Below are 23,027 nucleotides of genomic sequence, written 5' to 3'. Positions count from 1 at the left end.
CCGCACCCCACGTCCGACGACCGGCTCAACCGGGGTTCGCTCCGGAGCGTCCGTCGACCGCGTGAGTGGGTATCCAGAGGTCTCCGAGGCTTTCCCGGAGGGCGAAGTCGACCACGTCGGCGAACGGGACGCCGTGCGCGGACTCCATGATGGATGGGTCGTCGTCCGCGTCGGGGTGTGACTTGATGAACCATTTCAGCGACTGCTCGAGCAGGGCGAGGTCGCCCGCCGATGCGATCACCGCGACGTCGTGGACCGTGACGCCGTAGTTCTGGCAGTGCTTGAAGTGCGTCGACAATCGCTTGCCCGCAGAGTTCGTTCGGCCGACCATGACCATGCCGGTGCTGAGGCCGAAGGCGTACCCGCCGCGCACCCCGAACCACAGGCGTTCGGCGTAACCGCGTCCACCTGGCGACGTCCATTCGACGTGGGGTTCGTAGAGGATCATCCGTGGACGGCCAGGGTCCACCTCGTGTCCGAGTCGCGCGGAGGCTTCCTTCTCCTTCTCCCTGGCCCGCTTGAGAGCGCGCTTGAGCCGCTCGTTGCACGGCGGACCGCAGACGTGGCGAATCCGCTGCGTGGGGTGCGCGGTCCGGGAGATTGGCCCGCCGCAGACGCGGCAGGGCTCGCCGCCCCGCGCCGGTCCCGACGGATGGGCGAGGTCGGGATGCATGTCACGGTTTCCGGACGAGTCGACGGCGGCGTCGGCGGTCATAGATCGCGGTGGTGGGAACAGTTGTCGATCACGGCCGCTGGATCGTTCTCGCAGGGAGCTTCGTTACCCCCCGTTCACGTCGTGGCCAACCTCGGGTGGTTACGATTTTTCGCGATCGTGGCTATGTTGGGTTGGAAGTTTCGACCCGAGCCGGGGGAGTGCCCAGGTGTCGCTGTTGCGGATTTGCGGTGTCGTCGTCGCGTTGTCGGTCGCCACCGCGGCACCTGTGTCGGGCCAGCAGGCCGCGGCGGCGCAGTCGCACTCCGAGAAGATCATCTTCGACGGCGGCGGCGACGACGTGCTCAACGGGATCAGGTACCACTCGTTCCGCATCCCGTCGTTGATCCGCACGAACACCGACCGGCTCATCGCGTTCGTCGAGGGGCGTGCGGCGAACAACGCCGACTTCGGCAACATCAACCTGGTCTACAAGGTGTCCGACGACAACGGCGCGACCTGGTCGAGCCTGCGCGAGGTCGTGGGCGCCGGCCAGGGCACGTGGGGCAACCCGACCGCCGTGGTCGACCGCGCCAACAACAAGATCTGGCTGTTCCTCAACCACCAGCCCGAGGGCCACTCGCCCGTCGACTCGTGGGACGACCGGCAGGTGTGGCTGACCTCCAGCAGCGACAACGGCAACACCTGGGCGTCACCGACGAACATGTCCGCCACCCTCAAGCCCCGGACCCTGGCCGACGGCCGGAGCTGGAACTGGGACGCGGTCGGCCCCGGCGTCGGCGTCCAGACCACCTACCGCAACGCCGGTCGCCTGGTGATCCCCGCCCAGCACCGCAACCTCTACAGCGACGACCACGGCGTGACGTGGAAGTCGGCGCCGCTGCGCACCACGGCGGGCGCGGCGATGGAGCAGACCGGCGAGTCCACCGTGCTGGAGCTGGCCAACGGCGAGCTCTACCGCAACGACCGGCCGACGTCGGCGACCGCGGAGATCCAGGAGCGGCGCTGGGTCACCCGCGGCACGATCGAGAACGGCTTCCGGCCGTTCGCCGCAGCGAGCTGCCTGCTCGACCCGGTGAACGAGGGCTCGACCATGCGCTACAACGCCGACGCGCCCGCCCGGCTGGCGTTCGTGAACTCCGCCAGCACCGAGACCCGCACCAAGATGCGGATCCGGATGAGCGAGGACGAGGGCCGCACCTGGGCCTACAGCCGACCGTTCTCGGACGCGCCGCTGCCGAACGAGGGCGGCAGCTACCGCGAGGGCGGTTACTCCAGCATCGTCAAGACCGCCGACTACCACGTCGGCGCGTTGATCGAGGTCAACGAGAACACCTCGGCGAGCTCGACCTCGCACCGCTCGATCGCGTTCCGGAAGGTGAACCTGCCCTGGATCCAGGGCGGCGTCAGGGACGCGGGCTGCGGCGGCGGCATCTCCTGACGTCGGACACCGCCGGGCGCGCCTCTCACAGTCGTCCGCGACGGAGGATGAACCGCACGGGCGCGCTCCCCGGCGAGGTGCAGCCGCCTGTCCCTAGACCGACATCGACGGCACGAGCGGTCGGCGGGTCGGCTCGGCGTCGAAGGCGCGCCACGCGGCGGCCAACGCGGCGACGGCGGCGCTGATCACCGGTCGTTCGGCGGCGAACGGCAGCCGCAGCCGGTCGGCGCTGCCACCCGTCGGGTCGAGCGATCCCCCGGGCAGCACGGCCACCCCGTGCCGCAACGCCACTTGGGCGTAGGAGGCGGCGTCCGCCTCGGGCAGCCGCACCCACAGCGTCTGGCCGCCCTCGGCGGGCGTGAACTCCCAGCCCGGCAACTCCTCGCGCAACCGCGCGCACAGGTGGTCGTGCTGCCGCCGCAACGCCGTGACGCGTTCCGACCGCACGGCCGCGAAGTCCGCCAGCAACTCCACCGCCGCCCACTGGTCCAGCACCGCGCTGCCCAGGTCGTGCACCGCCTTGAACCGGGCCAGCCGGGCGACGAGCGCCGCGTCGGCCCGCACCCAGCCGACCCGCAGCCCGCCCCACACCACCTTGCTCAGCGACCCCACCGTGATCGCGCCGGGAGCGGGCGGCGGCGCCGGCGCGCCGCTCAGGTCCAGGTCGGCCAGCACCTCGTCGAACACCAGCGGCACGTCCCCGGCCGACCGCGTCAGGCGCGCGCGTGCCAACGGGCTCATGGACGAGCCGGTGGGGTTGCGGAACGCGGGCATCGCGTACACCAGCGCCGGCGTGAACCGCGCCAGCGCGCCCGCGAGGTCGTCGTCCGCGCGGACCACCGCGCCGACCTCCCGGAACAGGTCCAGCGCGCCGGGGTACGTCGGCGCCTCCACCAGCACCCCGTCACCCGGCCGCACGAGCGCGCGCGTCAGCAGCGCCAACGCCTGCTGAGCCCCCGTCGTCACCAGGATCTGGCCCGGGCTCGTCGGCACGCCGAGATCCCGGTACCGGTCGGCGAGCGCCGCGCGCAACGCCGGGAGCCCGGACGGGTGGTAGCCCAGGTCCTCGCCCGTCAACCGGTCCACCGCCCGCCGTTGGGCCTCGACCAGCCGGCGGGGCGGCGTCATCGGCCCGGCGCAGGCGAACTGGAGCACGCCGTCGGGCGGCTCCAGCAGGTTCACGAACATCGGGTTCGCGGTCTCCTCGCGGGCCGCCGCACGGCCACCCGACGACACCCACGTGCCGCTGCCGCGCCGCCGGGTCAACCGGCCCTCCTCCCGGAGCAGGTCGTACGCCGCGATCACGGTCGTCCGCCCGACCGCGAGACCCGAGGCCAACGACCGGTCCGGCGGCAGCACGGTCCCCGGAGGGAGCAGGCCCTCGTCGACCAGCTCGCGCAGGCGCGCCGCCAGCAGCAGGTACAGCGAGCCCCGGCCGGCGGACCAGCGCCCGAGCCTGCCCGCGAGGTCGTCGACGGAAATTGGCTTCATGGTGATACCAATCTAGGTGAATTGGCTCTAAAGGCAAACCTCTTCCTGAACCATGCTCGTCTCATGCAAGCCGACACCCGCGTTGCCCGCACCTCGGTCCCCGCCTTGACCAGCACGCCCCTGTCCGTGCCGCTCTACCAGACCTCCAGCTTCGCGTTCGACGACCTCGAAGCCCTCGCCGACGGGATGAACCGGCCCGACGGCGCGTTCGTCTACACGAGGTTCGGCAACCCGACCGTCCGGGCGCTGGAGAACGCCGTGGCGTCGCTGGAAGGCGGCACGGCGGCGTTGGCCACCGCGTCGGGGATGGGCGCGATCAACGCGGTGCTGCTCGCGAACCTCAAGTCGGGCGACCACATGATCGCCCAGAGCGCGCTCTACGGCGGCACGCTCGCCCTGCTGCGCGACCTGGAGGAACGCTGGGGCGTCGCGGTCACGTACGTCGGCGGCCACGACCCGGACGAGGTGCGCGCGGCGCTGCGGCCCGAGACGAAGGTCCTCTACCTGGAGACCATCGCCAACCCCACCGGTCACGTCAGCGATCTGCCCGCGCTCGCCGCCGCCGTGCCGGACGACGTCCTGGTGGTCGTGGACAACACGTTCGCGTCACCGCTGCTGTGCCGCCCGGTCGAGCACGGCGCGGACGTGGTCGTCCACTCGACCACCAAGTACCTCGGCGGGCACAGCGACGTGACCGGCGGCGTGGCGGTGTTCGCCGACGACGCCCGGTACCGCTCGACCTGGCGGCACTCGGTCGAGCTGGGCGTCACCCCGGACCCGTTCGCGGCCTGGCTCACGATCCGCGGCCTGCGGACCCTGGCGCTGCGCGTCCGCAAGCACGAGGAGAACGCCGCCGTCCTGGCCCGCCGCCTGGCCGAGCACCCGGCGGTGCGCGTGGTGCACTGGCCCGGCCTCGACACCCACCCCAGCCACGCCGTCGCGACCCGCTTCCTCGACGGCTTCGGCAGCTCGTTCTCGTTCGACCTGGCCGACGTGGAGGCGGGCCGGACGTTCGTCACCGGCGTCGAGCTGGTCCGGCTCGCGCCGTCGCTCGGCGGCACGGAAACACTGGTCCTGCACCCCGCCAGCACGTCGCACCGGCAGCTGGACGAGGAGCAGCTGAACGCGAGCGGCATCACCGGCGGCACGATCCGGCTGTCGGTGGGCATCGAGGACGCCGACGACCTGTGGCAGGACCTCGCCCAAGCCCTGGACCGCTGACGGGGCGGCCCTGTCCGCCGCCGGAACTGCTCGTGCGGCCTCGGCGCGCCGAGGCCGGCCGGCGCGATCACCCGTGACGGGCGCGATCAGCAGGTGGAGTTGGTCTGGGTCAGCAGACCGAGCCGCCAGGGCAGCCGGTTGTAGTCACCGCCGGCGTTGGGATCCATGCCCTGGTACAGGAAGCGCAGGTTGCAGGGGCTGATCTCCATCATCTGGTCGGTGCCCGAGCGGAGCATCTCGCCGTGGCTGATGTCCCGGGTCCAGGCGCCGTTCGGGAAGGTGACGTTGTTGGCGCGGGCGAACGGGTTGGCCTCGGTGTCGGCCAGCGACGTCCACGGCCCGGTGATGGCCGGCGCGGTCCAGGAGCGGAAGTAGCGCCTGCCGTCCGTGCCGATGGCCTCGTGCACCAACAGGTACTGGTTCTTGCCCGCGATCTTGTAGACGTTGGCCGCCTCGAACAGCCGGTTCTTGTTCGCGTCCTGCATGGCGATCACGGTGTTGGTGAAACCGTTGGGGTAGTTCGCGACCGTGGTCTCCGACCGGTACAGGTGGCCGTTGTCGTCGGACGAGAACAGGTAGCACTTGGCGTTGTCGCAGATGACCCAGAAGTCGACCCAGTAGCCGCTGCCGATGTTGTCGCGGATGATCTGCGGCATCCCGTTGGCGTAGAACTTCTTGGGCGCGCTCCACGACTGCGGGTTGGCGATGTCCGCCGTGGTGGAGTAGGACGCGTTGTCACCGGTCTGGTAGACGAGGTACCACAGCTTCTGCGGCGCGAAGAAGAACACGTGCGGCGCCGCCTTGTACCCGGTGCCGATCGCGGTCCGGTCCAGGTAGGTGTGCGGCGCCGAGGACGCCTGCGACCAGTCGCTGAAGCTGGTGTGCATCAGGTTGTAGCCGGTGGTGTAGGTCGAGGCGAACACGTGCCACTTGCCGTTGTGGTAGACCACGCTCGGGTCCTTGACCGCCACGTTGGCGTGGGTCGAGTCCGGCTTCGGGCTGATGATCGCGCCGGTGGAGGACCAGCGGAAGCTCGACGGCAGGCTGCCCGTCGGCGCGGTCGTGGTGGTCGTCGGGCCGGTGGTGGTGCTGGTGGTCGTGCTCGTGCTGGTGGGCGTGGTCGTCGTGGGGTCGACGTTCCCGGTGCAGGCCGTGCCGTTCAGGGAGAACGCGGTCGGCGCCGGGTTGCTGCCGGTCCACGAGCCGTTGAACCCGAACGCGACGCTCGCGCCCGTGGCGATGCCGCCGTTGTAGCTCACGTTCCTGGCGCTGACCTGGGCGCCGCTCTGCGACACGGTGGCGTTCCACGCCTGCGTGACGGTCTGGCCTGCCGGGTAGGACCAGGTGAGCGTCCAGCCGGTGACGGGGTCGCCGAGGTTGGTGACGGAGACGTTCGCGCCGAACCCGCCGGACCACTGCGAGGTCACCGAGTACTCGACCGAGCAGCCCGCCGCCTCGGCGGCTTGCGCGGACAGCGCGACGGTCGTCCCGGCCAGGGTCAACCCGGCGATGGCGATGGCGGACAGGTGGGTGCGAAGTCGTGCGGGATGCCGCATCCCGGACTCCTCTCCGGTGGGTGAGTGGCTGCACGAGCTGTGTTAGCGCTAACAATCCGGGGCGCGCCGAACCGTCGGCCCCCGGAACGCGGGGCCACGGGCTCAGGCGGGGGTCGGTTCCTCCGGAACGAGGTTCGGTTCAATCGGGCACCGGAGGATTCCTCCGCGCCCGCGTGGTGTTCCGGCCCGAAACATTTAGGAGTATTGAGCGAAACAGTTCGGAAGACAAGACCCGGAGGGACGCAGGCGACCGCGGTGACGCCCTGTGGGGTCAGGCGGGCGGCGCGGTGCTCTCGCGCACGACGAGCGTGGTGGCCAGCTCGACCCGGGGCTGGACGACGGTTCCGCCCGTGGCGAGGGTGAGCAGCATCCGGGCGGCCGTCGCGCCCATCTCCGCAAGCGGCTGCCGGACGGTCGTCATCGGCGGGCAGCACCAGCGGGTGTTGTCGATGTCGTCGAAGCCGACCACGCTGAGGTCGTGCGGCACGCGCAGCCCGAGCTGCCACGCCGCGGCGTAGACGCCGAGCGCCTGCAGGTCGTTGCCGCACAGCACGGCGGTCGGCCGGTCGGGCAGTCCCAGCAGCTCACGGCCCAGTGCGAGGCCTTGTTCGAAGGTGAACTCGCCGGTGCGCACGAGCCGGTCGTCGAGCCGCGTGCCCGCGGCGTCCATCGCGGCCCGGCAGCCCTCCAGGCGGGCGCGGGCGCCCAGGGAGTCGGTCGGTCCGCCGACCACGCCGACCCGCCGGTGGCCGAGGTCGAGCAGGTGCCGCGCGGCGGCGATGCCGCCGCTCCAGTTCGTCGCGCCGACCGACGGGGTGGCGTGCAGCGGTTCGCCGGACGGGTCGAGCGCCACCAGCGGGATCGCGCTCGCGGCCAGCAGGGCGTGCTGCTCCGACGTGAACGCCGAGTACACCGCGATCACCCCGATCGGGTGCCTGGCCAGCAACTTCTCGGCCCAGGACCGGCCGGGCGACGTCGGCTCGGCCACCTCGGTGAACGCGACGGCCAGGTCGTGCTCCCGTGCCACCGGTTCGACCCCGCGCATGATCTCGACCGCCATGTGGCGTTCGAGCCCGTAGAACACGACCTCGAGGATGGCCGAGGGCGCGATGGCGTCCGGGCGCCGGTAGCCGTGCTCGCGCAGCAGGGCCTCGACCCGTTGCCGCGTCTCCGAAGCCACGCCGGCCCGGCCGTTCAGCACCTTCGACACGGTCGGCTTGGACACCCCGGCGAGCCGGGCGATCGTCTCGACCGTCAGCTCGCCACGTCGTCGTCCACGCCGCCGGCCGTCCGCGATGCCTCCCGCCACGGGCGAAGTGTACGTAGACCGCGACCACCGGCCGTTCATGATCGCCGGACGACCGCGCGCGCCGACTGTTCGGAGTGCCGAAGTGCCGTGCGGGTCGCCGACGGTGCGCCGGTCACCCGGGGCGCCGGTCCTGGACGGCGCAGAAGACGCAGGCCGCTCCTCGGCCGCCAGGAACTCCTTGTAGGCCGTGGCGTGCCGGGGGTTGGCGGCCAGGAGCACCGGCCCGTGGTCGGGGTCCAACTCGTCCAGCCGCGGCACGCCACCGGGCTTGACGGAGCGGACGAGCTTGCGCGGCACGTCCCAGCAGCACGGTGACGTGCGCCGACCGTCGATCCGGGAAACCTCCGCTCTTCCCGGTCAACTGCGCGCACGTGGTGTTGACCGCGCCGGCGTGAACACGGGCATCCCGCGTCGGAGGCGGTGGGACGAATCCTGTGGTGGGTTGGATAAGGTCCGGGCTGAATCGCTCACCTACCGTGCTGGGAGGTAGACGTCCGGTGATCGGGCATCCCGACGAGCGCGAGCTGGAGCGGTGGGCGCGCGCGGACCTCGCCGCGCTGCGCGACGACCTGGACCACGCGCTCAACGCCGACGCGAGCTCGACGTCCGGCTCGTCGGGCGTGCCGCGATCGTCCCGGCCGCCGTCGGACGCCGAGCTGATCGACGCCGTGCGCGGCGGGGAGATCCAGGCGTACGGGGAGCTGTTCCAACGGCACGTGCCCGCGGCCCGCAACCTGGCCCGGCACCTGGCCCGGTCGAGCGCGGAGGCCGACGACCTGGTGTCGGACGCGTTCGCCAAGGTGCTCGACACGTTGCGCGCGGGCGGGGGACCGGACTCGGCGTTCCGCGCCTACCTGCTGACCGCGTTGCGCCACACCGCTTACGACAAGACGCGGCGGGACAAGAAGCTCAAGCTGGCCGACGACGTCGAAGCCGTCTCGGGCGTGGAGAAGGTCACCACGGTGCCGTTCCACGACCCGGCCGTGGCGACGCTGGAACGGGCGCTGGCCACGAGGGCGTTCGCCAGCCTGCCCGAACGGTGGCAGACGGTGTTGTGGCAGACCGAGATCGAAGGTCAGTCGGCCTCCGAGTTGGCGAAGTTGCTGGGGTTGACCGCGAACGGCGCGTCGGCGTTGGCCTACCGGGCCCGCGAAGGGCTCAAGACCGCTTACCTGCAAGCGCACCTCGAGCACAGCCCCACGAACCGCTGCCGCGCCACCGTCGCGAAGCTGGCCGCGTGGACCAGAGGGGGCCTCACCAAACGGGAAGCTGCCCAGGTGGAGGCGCACCTGGACGAGTGCCCGACCTGTCCCGCGATGGCCGCCGAACTGGCCGACGTCAACGGCACGTTGCGCGCCGTCGTCGCGCCGCTGGTGCTCGGCTCCGGTGTCGCGGGCTACCTGGCCACGACCGCCGGCGCGGCGAAGGCGAGCGCGGCGGCGGGAGCGGCGGGAGCGGGGGCGGGGGCGGCGGCCAACTCGGTCACGACCGCGCAGTGGCTCGGCATGACGGCCTCGGCCACCGCGATGGTCGCGGCCGTGGCGCTGGGGCTGAGTGCCGGGCAGCCGGTGGCGGTGCCCGAGGTGCAGGAGCAACAGCCCGCGCCGACTGCGGACCGGGAGGTGTCCTCGGTCGTCTCGGGGACGTCCGCGCCCGTCACGGCGTCATCCGGCCCGCCGGCGACCACGACCGGACCGTCCGACCCGCCGTCCACGTCGGTCACGGCCGGTGTCACCACCACCACGACCACGAACGCCGCCGAACCCGGGGCGCAACCGCTGGTCACGGTCGTGCCGGACGGTTTCACCCTGCCCACCGGCGGACCACCCGTCGAGCTGCCCGTCACCATCCGCAACGCCGGTCCGACGCCCCTGGCGCCCCCCACCCTGGTGCTGTCGCTGCCCGAGGGCGTCCAAGTGGTCGGTCCGGGCAACAACCTGGTGGGCCGGCGGCTCGTGGGGTTGGACGGCGCGGCGCGGAGGACGGTCGGGTGCCCGGCGGGCAAGGGCGCCGTCACCTGCACGGCCGAGGGCGAGCTGGCCGCCGGCGCCTCGGTGACGTTCGTCCTGCGGTTGCTCGCCGGCCCGAAGGCCGTCGGCGGCCCGATCAGCGGCACGGTCACGGCGGGTCCAGGGCTGTCCGCGCCGGTAGAGGTGTCCGTCCTGGTCACGCCGAGGTGATCGGCGCGTTTGGCCCGTCGGACCAGCGGGTACCACACGCGTTGTTCATGCCTTGAAAAAACAGGGCATCGGAGGGTGGACCATGAGCACTGTCGAACTCCCCCGGGACGGCGTCGAACTCGGCCTCCCGGACACCCCTCCCGCGCCCGACGAGCTGTTCGACCTGGTCGTCCGCACGTTCCCGGGCATCGGCGGTGGCCGACTCGTGGACATCCAGGTGGTCGCCGCGCAGCTGGTCGGCAACGCCTACCGCCATGCCGCCGGGCCACGACGGCTGCGCCTGCGCCGAGGGCCCGGACCCGGTCTGGTGCGGGTCGAGGTCGAGGACGGCAGCCCGAGCCGGTTCCCGGTCCTGGGGCGGGTGGACACCCCGGCGCACGGTCGCGGCCTGGTCATGGTCAACCGGCTGTCGGTCAACTGGGGTCATCAGCCACGCGGCGACCACAAGACGGTGTGGGCCGACGTCCGACTGGCCTGAATCGTTCCCGTACGCGGGGTCGAAGACGGAGCGCGACACGGGAGGCGATCGGTGGCGCCCGACTCGGGTAGGCGTGGTTCACGTGAGGCCTTCTCCTGCGATTTCCGGACAGGTGGGGGCACCACGGTGATCACGGTGTCCGGCGAGGTGGACATCGTGGCGGCGGACCGGATCCAGGACCACCTCGTGCGCGGAGGGCTGGGACCGGACGGGATCAGGCTCGACCTGGGCGGTGTGACGTTCCTGGGTGTCGCGGGCCTGGCCGTGCTGCTGCACGCGGCGGACCTGTGCCGCGACCACGGCGTGGACCTGACGCTGGTGGCGTCACCGGCGGTCACGCGGGTGGTCAAGCTGATCGACGCGACCGCCGGGCTGGTCGACCACCTGATTCCCGCGCCGGCATCCGCCGCGACGGACCCGCGATGAGGTCGGTGTCACTGTTTGCGGGAGCGGGTGCGGGGAACCCGCCACCTACGTCCCTCGGCCAATGGGGAGTGTCGATTGCTGGAAGGCTCGTGTTGTGGACGTCGTCGAACGGTCCGCTGACCACGTCGACTTCGATCTGGAGGATCACGTTCCACCGGTGCGCCGTGCGCGGAGGTGGATAACCGAGAACGTCCCGGAACTGGACCGGTCCGCGCTGCTCGACCTGCTGTTGATCGCCGACGCGTTGCTGACCAACGCGTTCGAGCACGCCGAGGCGCCGCGCCGGTTGCGGCTGAGCCGCAGGCCCGACGCGCACGTGGTGCGCGTGGAGGTGCACGACGGCAGCCCCGAACTGCTGCCCGTGCTGGGCAAACCGGGCGGCGTGGAACCGCACCACCGGGGGCTCCTGCTGGTCAACCGGGTGGCTTCGCGGTGGGGCGTGGATCCGCAGGCCGATCACAAGGCGGTGTGGGGCGAGGTCGCCGCGTAACCGGCCCTCAGCCCTCACCGCTCCTGCCGCCGCCGCGCTTCTTGTCGTTCTCCTTCTTGTCCTCGTCCTCGTCGTCGCCCGGTTTGCCGATGCGCTGGGAGGACAGGACTTCGACCGAGTCGATCAGCGGCGTCCCGTCCTGGACGACGAGCCGCAGGCGGTGCGACTCGCGGAACCTCTTGCCGTCCGGGCCCGTGAAGTCGATGCCGACGGTGACGGTGTCGGGTCCGGCGGCGGTGGGCGGTGCGCTGACGGTGAGGTCCTTGACGTCGCGCCATGACTTCTCGTACTGCTGGCGGCCCTGCGCGCGCAGGGCGGGCCCGAGCCGTTCCCAGGCCTGGGCGGTGTTCTGCGGCAACAACGCGTAGTACTCCGCGACTGCCTGTGCCAGTTGGGCGGGAGCGGGCGTGCTGCTGGACGACGACGTGGGCGTGACCGCACCGGCCGCGTTGTCGGCGGGCCGCTTTCCGTTCGCCAGCACCACGACCAGCACGACGAGTCCGACGACGGCCGCCGCTGCCACCGCGATGAGCCCCGCGCGCCCACCACGCGCGGGCCGGGGCGCGAGGGCGGTCGGGTGCGGCGCCGAAGAGGTCGGGTGCGGACCCGCCGAACCTGCCTCGTGCGGGCCGGTCGGCCACGGGGTCGGACCGGCGTGGGCAGCGGGGTCCCGGTTGCCGGGCTGCGGTGTCGGGTCCGCTCGATGCGGCCCAGTCGACCACGAGCCTTCCGGGTGAGGGCCGGTCGGTGGCAGGTCCGCCGGGTTCAGGTCCAGTCGCGTCGCCGGCGGCCCCGTCACGGTCGGCGCGCGCAGCCGTTCGGCGGCCTGCGCCATCGTCGGCCTGGTGGCCGGATCGGTGCGCAGCAGGTCCATCAGCACGTCGGTCAGCGGTCCGGCCTGCGTCGGCGGCGCGAAGCGGCCCGCGGCGACGGCGTGCAGCAAGACGATCGCGTTGTCACCGTCCCCGAACGGCGGACGTCCCTCCACCGCCGCGTACAACGTGCCGCCGAGGGCGAACACGTCGGAGGCCGGCCCCGGCTCGCCGCCGCGCGCGACCTCCGGCGAGAGGAACGCGGGCGTGCCGGCGAGCAGCCCGGTCCTGGTGACGGTGACGTCCCCGACCGCGCGGGCGATGCCGAAGTCGGTGATCTTCGCGGTGCCGTCGTCGGTCAGCAGGACGTTGCCCGGCTTGACGTCCCGGTGCACGATGCCCGCCGCGTGCGCCGCCGCCAGCGCGCCGGCGATCTGCGCACCGATGAGCGTCACCCGCTCGGCGGGCAACGGGCCGTGCGCGATCAGCTCGGCCAGGGTCCGCGCCCGCAGGTACTCCATGACGAGCACCGGCTTGCCGTCGTCCTCCACGACGTCGTGCACCGTCACGGCGTTCGGGTGCTGCAACCGGGCGGCGATCCGCCCTTCCCGCGCCGCGCGGCCCACCGCCGCGACCGGGTCGGACCCCTCGGGCACCACGAGCTGCTTGAGCGCCACCACGCGGTCCAGGCGCTCGTCCAGCGCCTCCCACACGACGCCCATCGCACCCGCGCCCACACGCCGGCGCAGCCGGTACCGCCCGGCCACCAAGCGCCCCACGTCCATCACCAGCGAACCCCGCCCTTCCCGGCCTCAACCGGACAACCTTACGTCCGGTGCCCCGGCCGTGGAGGTCAGTGGCCGCCCGCGGTCCTCGCGAGGTAGACGGTGGCGGTCGCCTCACGTTGTTGCAACGGGTTTTGGAAGCGGACGACCTCCGCACCGACCTCGGCGAACCGGTCGGCGAGCGCCGCGGTGTAGTCGTCGTCCGGCGGGTCGTTGGACCACAAGGCGAACACCCCGCCGGGGTGCAGCCGGGCGGCGAGGCGGCGCAGGCCGTCGGGCTCGTAGAAGTCGGCGTTGTCCGGGTGAAGCAGGTGCCTGGGGGAGTGGTCGATGTCGACGATGATCGCGTGGAACAGGCGGTCGGGGTCGGCGGGGTCGAGGCCGCCGTCGGAGCGCGAGAGCGCGAAGAAGTCGCCGTGCACCAGTCGACAGCGCGGGTCGGAGGCCAGCTCCTGCCCACCGGGCAGCAGGCCGCGCTGGTGCCACTCGATGACCTCGCCGAGCGCGTCGATGACGATCACCGACCGCACGGCCGGGTTCTCCAACACGGTCCGCGCGGTGTAGCCGAGGCCGAGACCACCCACCACGACGTCCAGCGGCGCGGGCAGGTCGGCGAGCGCCAGGCGCGCCAGCTCCACCTCCGACACGGTGAACAGGCTCGACATCAGGAACTCGTCGTTGAGCTTGATCTCGTGGACCTCGCGGTCGAACACGGGATCCCAACGGCGACGCAGGACGAGTTCGCCCAGCGGGGTCCGACGCCAGTCGAGTTCCTGGAAACGCGCGCTCATCAGGTGTTACCTCCGGGTCGGTCCTCGACGGTGGTGGTCCGGGACCACAGTGGACCGCGGGCGTGCGGTGGGCGCACGGCGACGTCCATCGTCGCAGCACGTCTCCGACCCGGGTGAGGGCGGGGCCCGGGACAGGGCGGCTGCGCCCAGGCCCCGGTGGCTCAGGCCGGCGCGTCGAGCAGTTCGGCGAGCAGCCCGCGAACGCGGCGGTCGATGTCGTCGCGGATGGGGCGGACGGCGTCGATGCCTTGGCCGGCGGGGTCTTGGAGTTCCCAGTCGAGGTAGCGCTTGCCGGGGAAGACGGGGCAGGTGTCGCCGCAGCCCATGGTGATGACGACGTCGGAGGCTTCGACGTCTTCGGTGGTGAGCTTGGACGGGATCTCGGCGGTGATGTCGAGGCCGAGTTCGGCGAGTGCCTCGGCGGCGGCGGGGTTGACTTCGTCGGCGGGTGCGGAGCCGGCGGAGCGGACGGTGACGCGGCCCATCGCGTAGTGCTGCAGGAGCGCGGCGGCCATCTGGGAGCGGCCCGCGTTGTGGACGCAGACGAACAGGACTTCGGGCTTGGGGTTCAACGGACTTGCCCTTCGGTGACGGGTGCGGCGTTCTCGGCGGTGGTCCGGGTGGGGTAGAGCAGCCGCAGCAACGGAACCGCCACGGCGACGCCGACGAGTTGGGCCGCCACGTAGACCGGGACCGAACTCGGTGCGATGCCGGCGAAGGTGTCGCTGAACACGCGGCCGACCGTGATGGCGGGGTTGGCGAAGCTGGTGGAGCTGGTGAAGAAGTACGCCGCGCCGATGTAGGCGCCCACGGCGGACGGCGCGAGGGCGGCCCGACCGGACCGGACGAGCGCGAAGATGACCAGCAGCAGGCCTGCGGTCGCCACGACCTCCGACACGCCGTGTGCGACCGAGGCGCGTTCGGTGGTGCTGATGCTGACGGGCGATGCCTCGAACATGGTGTTGGCCAGCACCGCGCCGGTGACGCAGCCGAGGACCTGGGCGAGGGCGTAGGCGGGGACGTCACGCCAGGCCAGGTTGCCGAACACAGCGTCGGCGATGGTCACGGCGGGGTTGAAGTGGCCGCCGCTGACGGGGCCGAAGATGAGGATGATGGCGTAGAGGCCGACGGCCGTGGCGGCGGCGTTCTCCAGCAGCTGCAGGCCGGTGTCGCCGGGGGAGAGGCGCTGGGCGGCGATGCCGGAGCCGATCACCAGGGCGGCGAGCAGCAGGCTGCCGAGGTACTCGGCGAGCAGTCGGTGGGGGAGCGGGCGGGGCATTCAGGAGTCCTCGGTGGCGGGGCGGACGGCGGGCACGAGGCGGTCGATCCGGTCGGCGAGGTCGCGGTAAGCCGTGTCGAACGCGGCCGGTGTGCCGACGGCGGCCGGGTCGGGCACGGACCAGTGCAGCCGGTCGTCGTGCGCGGTGAGCTCTTCGTGGGCGTTGTCGCACACGGCGACCACGAGGTCGTCCGGACGCAGCACGTCGTCCAGGTGGTGCGGGCGGGCCCGGGTCAAGGAGAGTCCGTGGGTGCGGGCGGTGGCGACGGCCAGCGGGTGCACGCGCTCGGCGGGACGGGTGCCCGCACTGGTGGTGGGCACCGGGCTGCGCTTCTTCCACAGGGCGGCGGCCAGCTGGGAGCGGGCGGAGTTGTGGCTGCACACGAACACCACCCGCGGCGCCTGCCGCAGACCGCTGGGCACGAGGTCAGCGAGTGCGGACGCACGTAGCCGCAGGTAGGTGCGCCGGTGGTCGCCCTCCGACCGCGACCGCTCCACGACACCGGCCTGCTCCAGCAGCTTCACGTGGTGGGCGAGCAGGTTGCTGGGCAGCCCGAGCTTGCGGCCGACCTCGCCGGGCGAGGCGTCCCCGAGCACGAGCAGGTCCACAACGGCGAGCCGCGCGGGCTCACCCAACGCCGCGTGCACGCGTGCACGCGCCACCACGTCCGAAGGCCAGTCAGTGCTCATTGACTCAATGATGCTTGAGCAGTCGGCCGCGAGTCAACCGGACGGCCGCTCGGTCAGCGGGAGCCGGAGACCTGTCCGGTGAGCTTGCTGTGCGGCTGCTCGCCGTTGAGGTCGACGATCCCGGCGTCGACGCCCCGTGCGGCGACCTTCGCGGTGACGCTGTCGAGGGTGGCCACGGCGGACTGGGCGACGCGGCGGGCGAAGAACCCCGCTGCGAGCAGGGCTCCGGCCACGACGCCCGGGGTCGGCGATGATGCCGGGATCGGGTTCGTGACGGGCTGCGGCTTCTCCGGCGCGACCTCGCGGGACTCTACTGTGACGTCACGGTAGAGTTCGAGCGAGTGGGCTGATCGTGAGCAAGCTCTCCGCGCACCCGGGCCCGGCTGGTCGCCGGGCCCGACCCTGGAGAACCTCGGCCCCCGCACGCCGCCGCGTGGGGGCGGCGGCGACAGGCGGCTGACGCCTCAGGCCTCGACGACCACGGGGATCACCACGGGACGACGGCGGTGGGTCCGGTACGCCCAGTTCTGCACCTCGCGTGCGATCAGCCGTTCGAGTTCCTCGAAGTCGGTGACACCGCGTTCGTTCGCGCCGACCAGCGCCTTCTCGATGGCGGGGATCGCGGGGGCGAAGGTGGAGGCGTCGTGCTCGAAGCCGTGGGCGATGAAGTCCGGCGGTTCGGCCAGCCGGCGGGAGTCGATGTCGACGATGGCGACGACGGTGATGACGCCTTCCTCGCCGAGGGTCCGGCGCTGGGCCAGCGAGGCCTCGGTGACGCCGCCGACGGTCTGCCCGTCGACGTAGATGTTGTGGATCTCGACCTTGCCGGTGATGCGGGCCCGGCCGTCCTGGAGGTCGACGACGTGGCCGTTGGCCGCGATCGGCACGCGGTCGCGGTCCACACCGGTGCGCACGGCGAGCTCGGCGTTGGCGCGCAGGTGTCGTGCCTCGCCGTGCACCGGCAGCACATTGGACGGCTGCACGATGTTGTAGCAGTAGACGAGCTCGCCCGCGCTGGCGTGGCCGGAGACGTGGACCTTCGCGTTGCCCTTGTGCACGACGTTCGCGCCGCGGTCGGTCAGGCCGTTGATGACCCGGTAGATGGCGTTCTCGTTGCCGGGGATCAGCGAGCTGGCCAGCAGGACGGTGTCGCCCTCCTCGACCTGGATCGAGTGGTCGCCGCCCGCCATGCGCGACAGCGCCGCCATCGGCTCGCCCTGGGAGCCGGTGCAGACCAGGGTCACCAGGTGGGGCGGCATCCGGTCCATGCGCTTGATGTCCACGACCAGGCCGTCGGGCACCTTGAGGTAGCCCAGCTCGGTGGCCACGCCCATGTTGCGGACCATGGAACGCCCCACGAACGCGACCTTGCGGCCGTGGGCGTGGGCCGCGTCGAGGACCTGCTGGATGCGGTGCACGTGGCTGGCGAAGCTGGACACGATGACCCGGCGCGGCGTGGTGCGGAACACCTCGTCGATCGCGGGGGCCAGGTCGCGTTCGGAGGTGGTGAAGCCGGGCACGTCGGCGTTGGTGGAGTCGACCAGGAACAGGTCGACGCCCTCCTCGCCGAGGCGGGCGAAGCCGCGCAGGTCGGTGATCCGGCCGTCCAGCGGGAACTGGTCCATCTTGAAGTCGCCGGTGTGCAGCACGAGGCCGGCGGCGGTGCGGATGGCGACGGCCAGGCTGTCGGGGATGGAGTGGTTGACCGCGAGGAACTCCAGGTCGAACGGGCCGCGCGCGAGCCGCTGCCCCTCCTTGACCTCCACCGTGACCGGCGTGATGCGGTGCTCGACGAGCTTGGCGGCGAGCAGGCTCAACGTCAGGCGCGAGCCGATGACGGGGATGTCCCCCCGTTCGCGCAGCAGGTAGGGCACACCGCCGATGTGGTCCTCGTGCCCGTGCGTCAGCACGACCGCGACCACGTCGTCCAGCCGGTCGCGCATCCAGGTCCAGTCCGGCAGGATCACGTCCACCCCGGGCTGGTGCTCCTCGGGGAACAGCACACCGCAGTCGACGACGAGCAGCTTGCCCTCGTGCTCGAACACGGTCATGTTCCGGCCGATCTCACCCAGCCCGCCGAGGGCGACGACGCGCAGCGCGCCGGGGGTGAGGGTCGGTGGCGGGGTGGAGGTTCGAGCCATGGTCACACCCTCACGTTACGTGAGGGTGTTCGGGCGCGAACATCGGGCCCCGTGTTCGGGGGTGCTCAGGCGTGGGGCAGGTGGGCCCGGAGGCTGCCGGCGAAGTCCTCGGCGATCCGCAACTGGGCGCGGAGTTCCTCGCAGCGCTGTTCGGCCGTCGTGTGGAACTGCGCGAGGCGGTCGAGGTGCTTGTCGCGGTCGTCGTCGTCGTCGAGGGCGGAGAGGGCGTCGAGGATGGTCAGCAGTTCGCGCATCTCCTCGAGCTGGAAGCCGAGCGGCTTCATGCGCTTGACCACCTGGAGGCGGTCGACGTCGGGCTCGGTGTAGAGGCGGAACCCGCCCTGGCTGCGGGCGCTGGGCACGACCAGGCCGACTTCCTCGTAGTAGCGGATCGTGCGCAGCGACAGGCCGGTCCGGTCGGCCACCTCGCCGATCTGCATGTGCCCGCCCACAAGATCCCTTCCGACGCCTCATACGTTCGACCATTGTGGCACCGGTGCGGCGCGGCCGGAGGCTACCGTAACGTGAGGGTAGGTTCGGTGGGTTTCCGCCGAGCCGGTGACACCCGTCGAGTCCAGGAGAAGAGCGAATGACCACCGCAGGTTCGGTGACGGCCTCACCCGCCGACGTGCTGCGGGAGGCGGATCGGCGGCGTACGTTCGCGGTGATCAGCCACCCGGACGCGGGCAAGTCCACGTTGACCGAGGCGCTCGCGCTGCACGCGCGGGTGATCTCCGAGGCGGGCGCGGTGCACGGCAAGGCCGGTCGGCGCGGCGTGGTGTCGGACTGGATGGAGATGGAGAAGGCACGGGGGATCTCCATCACGTCGGCGGCGTTGCAGTTCGCCTACGGCGACACGGTGGTCAACCTCCTCGACACGCCCGGTCACGCGGACTTCTCCGAGGACACCTACCGGGTGCTCGCGGCCGTCGACTCGGCGGTGATGCTGCTGGACGCGGCCAAGGGCCTGGAGCCGCAGACGCTCAAGCTGTTCGACGTGTGCCGGCACCGGGGCATCCCGGTGATCACGTTCGTCAACAAGTGGGACCGGCCCGGCCGCGACGCGCTGGAGCTGTGCGACGAGCTGGTGGAGCGCATCGGGTTGCAACCCATGCCGCTGACCTGGCCGGTCGGCGAGGCGGGTCACTTCCGGGGCGTGCTGGACCGCCGTGACGGGCAGTTCATCCGCTATTCGCGCACGGCGGGCGGCGCGACGGCCGCCGGCCAGGAACGCCTCGACCCCGCCCGGGCGGAGGCCGAGGAAGGCCCGGGGTGGACGCGCGCGGTGGAGGAGCTGGACCTGCTGGCCGCCTCGGGCGGGAACTTCGACCTGGAGCGCTTCCTGGACGCGTCGGCCACGCCGGTGCTGTTCGGCTCGGCCGTGCTCAACTTCGGCGTGCGGCACCTGCTCGACCTGCTGGTCGACCTCGCGCCGCGGCCGACACCGCGCCCGGACGTCGACGCGCGGCCACGCGGGCTGGACGCGCCGTTCTCGGCGTTCGTGTTCAAGGTCCAGACCGGCATGGACCCCTCGCACCGCGACCAGGTCGCGTTCGCCCGCGTCTGCTCGGGCGTGTTCGAACGCGGCATGGTGGTCACCAACGCCACCACCGGCAAGCCGTTCGCCACCAAGTACGTCCAACAGGTCTTCGGGCAGCAACGCTCCACACTGGACACCGCGTACCCGGGCGACGTGATCGGGCTCGTCAACGCCAACTCGCTGCGGGTGGGCGACACGCTCTACACCGACAAGCCCGCGGTGCGGTTCCCCGGCCTGCCCAGCTTCGCGCCCGTGCACTTCGCGGTGGTCCGCCCGGCGGACCTGAGCCGGGCCAAGCAGTTCCGCAAGGGCATCGAGCAGCTCGGATCCGAAGGGGTCGTGCAGATCCTGCGCTCGGCGCGACGCGGTGACGGCTCGCCGGTGTTCGCGGCCGTCGGACCGATGCAGTTCGAGGTCGCCGCCCACCGCCTGGACGCGGAGTTCAAGTCGCCGGTACGCCTGGAACGGCTGCCCTACACGGTGGTGCGGCGACTGCCCGACCTCGCGCACCGGACCGCGGTCGACAACAACCGCGGCGAGGTCCTCACCCGGGACGACGGCACCCACCTGGCCCTGTTCCCGGACTCCACGGCGCTCGGCGTGCTGAAGCGCCTGCACCCCGAGGTGGTGCTGGAACCACTCGTCGCGGGCACCGACTGAGCCGGAGATCGGCCGGACGCGCCTGACCGACGCCGAACCGTCGGTTGCGCGCCCGGCCGACGCCCGAACGTCAGCGGCGCGCCTGCCGTGCCGGGTCGGGCACCCGGGCGAGCAGGTCCTCGGGCGCGGACAGGCGCCAGGCCTCGAAGACCAGCTCGGCCAGCTCGTCGGCCTCGATGCCGGCCAGGTACACCACCACCCAGCCGAAACCGCCGGACGTGAACTGCTCCTCGAACACGTCCGGCCGTTCGGCCACCAGCGCGTGCTGCTCGGACAGCAGCTGCTTCAAGCCGACCGTCTGCGTGCGCGGCCAGTAGTAGCCGAACCGCTTGCCGCGCACGCTGAACGAGCTGTAGTCCCTGCCTTCCGCGCGCTCGACGTCGACGAGCGCGTTCACGATCCGGATGAACCCGTCACTGCTCACTGCCACTGCGGCCCCCACGGAAGTCCTGGTCCACAGTGTAGGGCGGCACGGACTTGAGGGAGACCAGCGCCGCGACCACGCCCAGCGCGGCGAGCACGGCGAACACCGCCGGGTAGCCGCCCAGCGTCCCGGCGAGCGCGGTCGCGGCCCACGGGGCCACGGCGGCGGTGACGGTCAGCGGCGCGTGCAGGACGCCGCTGAGCTGCCCGTAGTGGGCGGTGCCCCAGCGGTCGGTGACGGCGGTGGCCTGGATGAGCGTGAAGATGCCCCGGACGACGCCCGCCAGCACGGCGGCGGCGATCAGGGCGATCGCCGGTCCGGGTACCAGTCCCAAGAGGAGGGTGGTGGCCGCCGCCGCCAGCAGGGCGCCCGCGGTCCTGGCCTTCACGCCGGATCGCGCGACCAGCCGTCCGTATCCGAGCCGTCCGAGGACCTGCCCGACGCCGCCCAGGCCGAGCGCCCAGGCCGCGGTGGTCGTCGAGAGACCGCGTTCGGCGAACAACGGCACCATGGCCACCACGATCGCGTACACGGCCAACGCGCCGATGCTCATCGACACGACGAGCAGCACGAACGGGCGGCTGCGGGCGATCGTGGTCGGCCGACGGGTGTCCGAGGCGGCCGGGTGCGCGGGCCACGGCAGCCGGAGGCCGAACAGGTGCGCGGGCACCGTCACCGCGGCCAGCACCACCGCGAGCACCAGGTAGGTCTGCCGCCAGTCCAGGTGCGCGGCCAGCGCGGCGGTGAGCGGGGCGAACACCGTGCTGGCCAGCCCGCCCGCCACCGTGACGACCGTCAGCGCGGCCACCCGGCGTTCCGGGTCGTGCCAGCGGGTCAGGGCGGCGAACGCCGGCTGGTACAGCACGCCGGCCATGGCCACGCCGACCAGCACCCAGCCCGCGTAGAACCACGGCAGCGACCGCGCCGACGCGACCACCGCCAGCGCGCCGACGGCCAGCAGCGACCCGGTCGTCATCACCACGCGAGGCCCGCGCCGGTCGAGCAGCCTGCCGACCGGCACCCCGACCACCGCGCTGACCAGCTGCGCCACCGAGAACGCGCCGATGACCGCGGTGTCGGACCAGCCCGCGTCCGCCGCGATGGCCGGCGCGAGCACCGGGAAGCCGTAGAACAGGATGCCCCAGCTGGTGATCTGGGTCAGGCACAGCACCACCAGCACGCGGCGCGGCCCGGCGTGTCCCCTGAGCACGCCGGGCCGCGCGAGTTCAGACCCGGGCACCCGGTGCGGTGAGCGTCAGGTCCGCCACCTGCGGCGCGGCGCAGCACCCGCCGGAGGACGCCGGCTCGACGTCGAACACGCCGGACCCGCCGCAGACGCCGGTCTCCGGCAGCGTCAGCTCGACGGTGGCCGCGGACTCGTGGTCGCCCGCGATCTCGGCGGCCACGCTGCGGACCTGCTCGTAGCCGGTCAACGCGAGGAACGTGGGCGCGCGCCCGTAACTCTTCATACCCACGAGGTACACGCCGGGCTCCGGGTGCCGCAATTCATTTGCGCCGTGCGGGTAGACGGTGCCGCAGGAGTGGACGTTCGGGTCGACGAGCGGCGCGAGCCTGGTCGGAGCTTGCAGCACCGGGTCGAGGTCGAGCCGCACCTCCGACAGCCACGAGTGGTCCGGCCGGAACCCGGTCAGCGACACGACCTCGTCCACCGGCTCGAGGCGGTGCCCGTCCTCCGACACCAGCACCAGGCGCTCGCCGTCACGCTCGACGGACGCGGTGCGGAAGCCGGTGACCACCTCGACGTGCCCGGCCTTCACCGCGGCCCGCGCCCGCAGGCCCAGCGCGCCGCGCGCCGGCAGCTGGTCGGCCTCGCCGCCGCCGAACACGGCGCCCACCGCGCCGCGGCGCAGCAGCCACGTCACGCGCGTGCCGGGGTGCCGTTCGGCCAGGTCCGCCAGCGCGACCAGGGCGGTGAGCGCGGAGTGCCCGCTGCCCGCCACGGCGATCCGCCTGCCCGCGTACCGGGCCTGCTCGCCGACGACGTCCGGCACGCGGTAGCCGATCCGGTCCGCCGCCTCCGGCTCGCCCGCGGCCGGCAGCCCGTCGCCACCCAGCGGGTTCGGCGCGCCCCACGTGCCCGAGGCGTCGACGACGGCCCGTGCGGTGATCCGCTCACCGCCCTCGACGTGCACGGTCAGCGGCTCGCTGTCCCGGCCCGCGTCGACGACGCGGTCACGTCCGCGGCGGGCGACGCCGACCACGCGGGCGTTCACCCGGACGTGGTCACCCAACGCCTCGGCCAGCGGCACCAGGTACTCGGCCGCCCACTGCTCGCCGGTCGGGTAGCCGTCGGGGTCGGGCGACCGCCACCCGGTGGGCTCCAGCAGCCTGCGCGCGGCCGGGTCGACGAGTTCGGACCACTGCGAGAACAGCCGCACGTGCCGCCACTGCGCCACCGCCGCGCCCGCCTGCGGGCCCGCTTCCAGCACCAACGGTCGCAGCCCGCGCTCCAGCAGGTGGGCCGCCGCCGCCAACCCGACCGGCCCCGCCCCGACCACGACCACGGAGAGCTCGTCCACCAGAAACCTCTTTCATCGGCGTTCCTCGATCGAACAGGGGCTAATGTATCGAGTAGGCTCGATGGATGCAACCATCGACTCAAATCGATAGACTGGACTC

General features: G+C 72.3%; 22 protein-coding genes. 7 read left to right on the top strand and 15 right to left on the bottom strand.

The features are described 5' to 3' along the window. Positions 1-25: 25 nt before the first annotated feature. Positions 26-715, bottom strand: a complete 690-nt coding sequence (locus AB0H12_RS22365; protein ID WP_499624860.1) for a hypothetical protein — start codon at positions 713-715, stop codon at positions 26-28. A 166-nt stretch (positions 716-881) separates the two neighbouring features. Here AB0H12_RS22365 and AB0H12_RS22360 point away from each other — a divergent pair, with 166 nt between their 5' ends. Then, a complete protein-coding gene (locus AB0H12_RS22360) occupies positions 882-2,114 on the top strand; it encodes a sialidase family protein (RefSeq protein WP_499624859.1) in 1,233 nt (410 codons plus the stop codon). 93 nt (positions 2,115-2,207) lie between these two features. On the opposite strand, the gene AB0H12_RS22355 is transcribed toward AB0H12_RS22360, so the two are convergent. Next, complete coding sequence (locus AB0H12_RS22355) at positions 2,208-3,605, bottom strand: aminotransferase-like domain-containing protein (RefSeq protein WP_499624857.1); 1,398 nt, start codon at positions 3,603-3,605, stop codon at positions 2,208-2,210. Between the two features lie 63 nt (positions 3,606-3,668). On the opposite strand from AB0H12_RS22355, the gene AB0H12_RS22350 reads away from it, so the two are divergent. Beyond that, positions 3,669-4,826, top strand: coding sequence for a trans-sulfuration enzyme family protein (locus tag AB0H12_RS22350; protein ID WP_499624855.1), 1,158 nt, complete (start codon positions 3,669-3,671; stop codon positions 4,824-4,826). A gap of 86 nt (positions 4,827-4,912) precedes the next feature. Here AB0H12_RS22350 and AB0H12_RS22345 read toward each other — a convergent pair whose 3' ends face one another. Both AB0H12_RS22345 and AB0H12_RS22340 read right to left on the bottom strand, forming a co-directional pair. Further along, positions 4,913-6,382, bottom strand: coding sequence for a glycoside hydrolase family 62 protein (locus tag AB0H12_RS22345; RefSeq protein ID WP_499624853.1), 1,470 nt, complete (start codon positions 6,380-6,382; stop codon positions 4,913-4,915). A gap of 271 nt (positions 6,383-6,653) precedes the next feature. Beyond that, positions 6,654-7,988: a LacI family DNA-binding transcriptional regulator gene (locus tag AB0H12_RS22340; RefSeq protein WP_499624851.1), complete on the bottom strand. Its 1,335-nt coding sequence runs from the start codon at positions 7,986-7,988 to the stop codon at positions 6,654-6,656. Positions 7,989-8,188: 200 nt separating this feature from the next. On the opposite strand from AB0H12_RS22340, the gene AB0H12_RS22335 reads away from it, so the two are divergent. The 4 genes from AB0H12_RS22335 to AB0H12_RS22320 all read left to right on the top strand — a co-directional run bounded on the left by AB0H12_RS22335 (position 8,189) and on the right by AB0H12_RS22320 (position 11,265). Next, on the top strand, positions 8,189-9,871 hold the full coding sequence (locus AB0H12_RS22335) for a sigma-70 family RNA polymerase sigma factor (RefSeq protein WP_499624849.1): 1,683 nt from the start codon (positions 8,189-8,191) through the stop codon (positions 9,869-9,871). Positions 9,872-9,953: 82 nt separating this feature from the next. Next, on the top strand, positions 9,954-10,349 hold the full coding sequence (locus AB0H12_RS22330) for an ATP-binding protein (RefSeq protein ID WP_499624847.1): 396 nt from the start codon (positions 9,954-9,956) through the stop codon (positions 10,347-10,349). Positions 10,350-10,400: 51 nt separating this feature from the next. Beyond that, positions 10,401-10,775: an STAS domain-containing protein gene (locus tag AB0H12_RS22325; protein ID WP_499624845.1), complete on the top strand. Its 375-nt coding sequence runs from the start codon at positions 10,401-10,403 to the stop codon at positions 10,773-10,775. A 157-nt stretch (positions 10,776-10,932) separates the two neighbouring features. Further along, positions 10,933-11,265, top strand: coding sequence for an ATP-binding protein (locus AB0H12_RS22320; protein WP_499624844.1), 333 nt, complete (start codon positions 10,933-10,935; stop codon positions 11,263-11,265). A gap of 7 nt (positions 11,266-11,272) precedes the next feature. Here the strand turns inward: AB0H12_RS22320 and AB0H12_RS22315 are convergent, their stop codons facing one another. The 8 genes from AB0H12_RS22315 to AB0H12_RS22280 form a co-directional block, all read right to left on the bottom strand. Then, positions 11,273-12,862, bottom strand: a complete 1,590-nt coding sequence (locus tag AB0H12_RS22315) for a serine/threonine-protein kinase (RefSeq protein ID WP_499624842.1) — start codon at positions 12,860-12,862, stop codon at positions 11,273-11,275. Positions 12,863-12,930: 68 nt separating this feature from the next. Next, complete coding sequence (locus AB0H12_RS22310; RefSeq protein ID WP_499624840.1) at positions 12,931-13,653, bottom strand: spermidine synthase; 723 nt, start codon at positions 13,651-13,653, stop codon at positions 12,931-12,933. 161 nt (positions 13,654-13,814) lie between these two features. After that, complete coding sequence (locus tag AB0H12_RS22305; protein WP_499624838.1) at positions 13,815-14,225, bottom strand: arsenate-mycothiol transferase ArsC; 411 nt, start codon at positions 14,223-14,225, stop codon at positions 13,815-13,817. Further along, entirely contained in the window at positions 14,222-14,932 is a 711-nt protein-coding gene (locus tag AB0H12_RS22300; RefSeq protein WP_499624836.1) for an MIP/aquaporin family protein, read from the bottom strand. Before AB0H12_RS22300 ends, AB0H12_RS22305 begins: the two co-directional genes overlap by 4 nt. After that, on the bottom strand, positions 14,933-15,622 hold the full coding sequence (locus AB0H12_RS22295) for an arsenate reductase/protein-tyrosine-phosphatase family protein (protein WP_499624834.1): 690 nt from the start codon (positions 15,620-15,622) through the stop codon (positions 14,933-14,935). A 53-nt stretch (positions 15,623-15,675) separates the two neighbouring features. Further along, positions 15,676-15,855: a hypothetical protein gene (locus AB0H12_RS22290; RefSeq protein WP_499624833.1), complete on the bottom strand. Its 180-nt coding sequence runs from the start codon at positions 15,853-15,855 to the stop codon at positions 15,676-15,678. A 231-nt stretch (positions 15,856-16,086) separates the two neighbouring features. After that, on the bottom strand, positions 16,087-17,763 hold the full coding sequence (locus AB0H12_RS22285; protein ID WP_499624831.1) for a ribonuclease J: 1,677 nt from the start codon (positions 17,761-17,763) through the stop codon (positions 16,087-16,089). Positions 17,764-17,828: 65 nt separating this feature from the next. Next, on the bottom strand, positions 17,829-18,203 hold the full coding sequence (locus AB0H12_RS22280; protein WP_230571561.1) for a MerR family transcriptional regulator: 375 nt from the start codon (positions 18,201-18,203) through the stop codon (positions 17,829-17,831). 149 nt (positions 18,204-18,352) lie between these two features. On the opposite strand from AB0H12_RS22280, the gene AB0H12_RS22275 reads away from it, so the two are divergent. Continuing rightward, a complete protein-coding gene (locus tag AB0H12_RS22275; protein ID WP_499624829.1) occupies positions 18,353-19,963 on the top strand; it encodes a peptide chain release factor 3 in 1,611 nt (536 codons plus the stop codon). Positions 19,964-20,033: 70 nt separating this feature from the next. On the opposite strand, the gene AB0H12_RS22270 is transcribed toward AB0H12_RS22275, so the two are convergent. The 3 genes from AB0H12_RS22270 to AB0H12_RS22260 are packed head-to-tail and all read right to left on the bottom strand — an operon-like array spanning position 20,034 to position 22,927. Further along, complete coding sequence (locus AB0H12_RS22270) at positions 20,034-20,393, bottom strand: MmcQ/YjbR family DNA-binding protein (RefSeq protein ID WP_499624827.1); 360 nt, start codon at positions 20,391-20,393, stop codon at positions 20,034-20,036. Further along, a complete protein-coding gene (locus AB0H12_RS22265; protein ID WP_499624826.1) occupies positions 20,377-21,627 on the bottom strand; it encodes an MFS transporter in 1,251 nt (416 codons plus the stop codon). Before AB0H12_RS22265 ends, AB0H12_RS22270 begins: the two co-directional genes overlap by 17 nt. Next, positions 21,614-22,927, bottom strand: coding sequence for an FAD-dependent oxidoreductase (locus AB0H12_RS22260; RefSeq protein ID WP_499624824.1), 1,314 nt, complete (start codon positions 22,925-22,927; stop codon positions 21,614-21,616). The genes AB0H12_RS22265 and AB0H12_RS22260 overlap by 14 nt, the downstream gene beginning before the upstream one ends. Between the last annotated feature and the right edge of the window lie 100 nt (positions 22,928-23,027).

Source organism: Actinosynnema sp. NPDC023794 (assembly GCF_040639675.1).
In the GTDB taxonomy this organism is placed as follows: Bacteria; Actinomycetota; Actinomycetes; order Mycobacteriales; family Pseudonocardiaceae; genus Actinosynnema; species Actinosynnema luteola.
Note: the sequence above shows the minus strand (reverse complement) of the source record. Positions and strands in the feature narration are given on the sequence as shown.

Coding starts and splice junctions, on each gene's coding strand:
- AB0H12_RS22365 (WP_499624860.1), bottom strand. CDS start 715: ATGACCGCCGACGCCGCCGTCGACTCGTCCGGAAACCGTGACATGCAT.
- AB0H12_RS22355 (WP_499624857.1), bottom strand. CDS start 3,605: ATGAAGCCAATTTCCGTCGACGACCTCGCGGGCAGGCTCGGGCGCTGG.
- AB0H12_RS22350 (WP_499624855.1), top strand. CDS start 3,669: ATGCAAGCCGACACCCGCGTTGCCCGCACCTCGGTCCCCGCCTTGACC.
- AB0H12_RS22345 (WP_499624853.1), bottom strand. CDS start 6,382: ATGCGGCATCCCGCACGACTTCGCACCCACCTGTCCGCCATCGCCATC.
- AB0H12_RS22330 (WP_499624847.1), top strand. CDS start 9,954: ATGAGCACTGTCGAACTCCCCCGGGACGGCGTCGAACTCGGCCTCCCG.
- AB0H12_RS22315 (WP_499624842.1), bottom strand. CDS start 12,862: ATGGACGTGGGGCGCTTGGTGGCCGGGCGGTACCGGCTGCGCCGGCGT.
- AB0H12_RS22310 (WP_499624840.1), bottom strand. CDS start 13,653: ATGAGCGCGCGTTTCCAGGAACTCGACTGGCGTCGGACCCCGCTGGGC.
- AB0H12_RS22300 (WP_499624836.1), bottom strand. CDS start 14,932: ATGCCCCGCCCGCTCCCCCACCGACTGCTCGCCGAGTACCTCGGCAGC.
- AB0H12_RS22295 (WP_499624834.1), bottom strand. CDS start 15,622: ATGAGCACTGACTGGCCTTCGGACGTGGTGGCGCGTGCACGCGTGCAC.
- AB0H12_RS22285 (WP_499624831.1), bottom strand. CDS start 17,763: ATGGCTCGAACCTCCACCCCGCCACCGACCCTCACCCCCGGCGCGCTG.
- AB0H12_RS22280 (WP_230571561.1), bottom strand. CDS start 18,203: ATGCAGATCGGCGAGGTGGCCGACCGGACCGGCCTGTCGCTGCGCACG.
- AB0H12_RS22275 (WP_499624829.1), top strand. CDS start 18,353: ATGACCACCGCAGGTTCGGTGACGGCCTCACCCGCCGACGTGCTGCGG.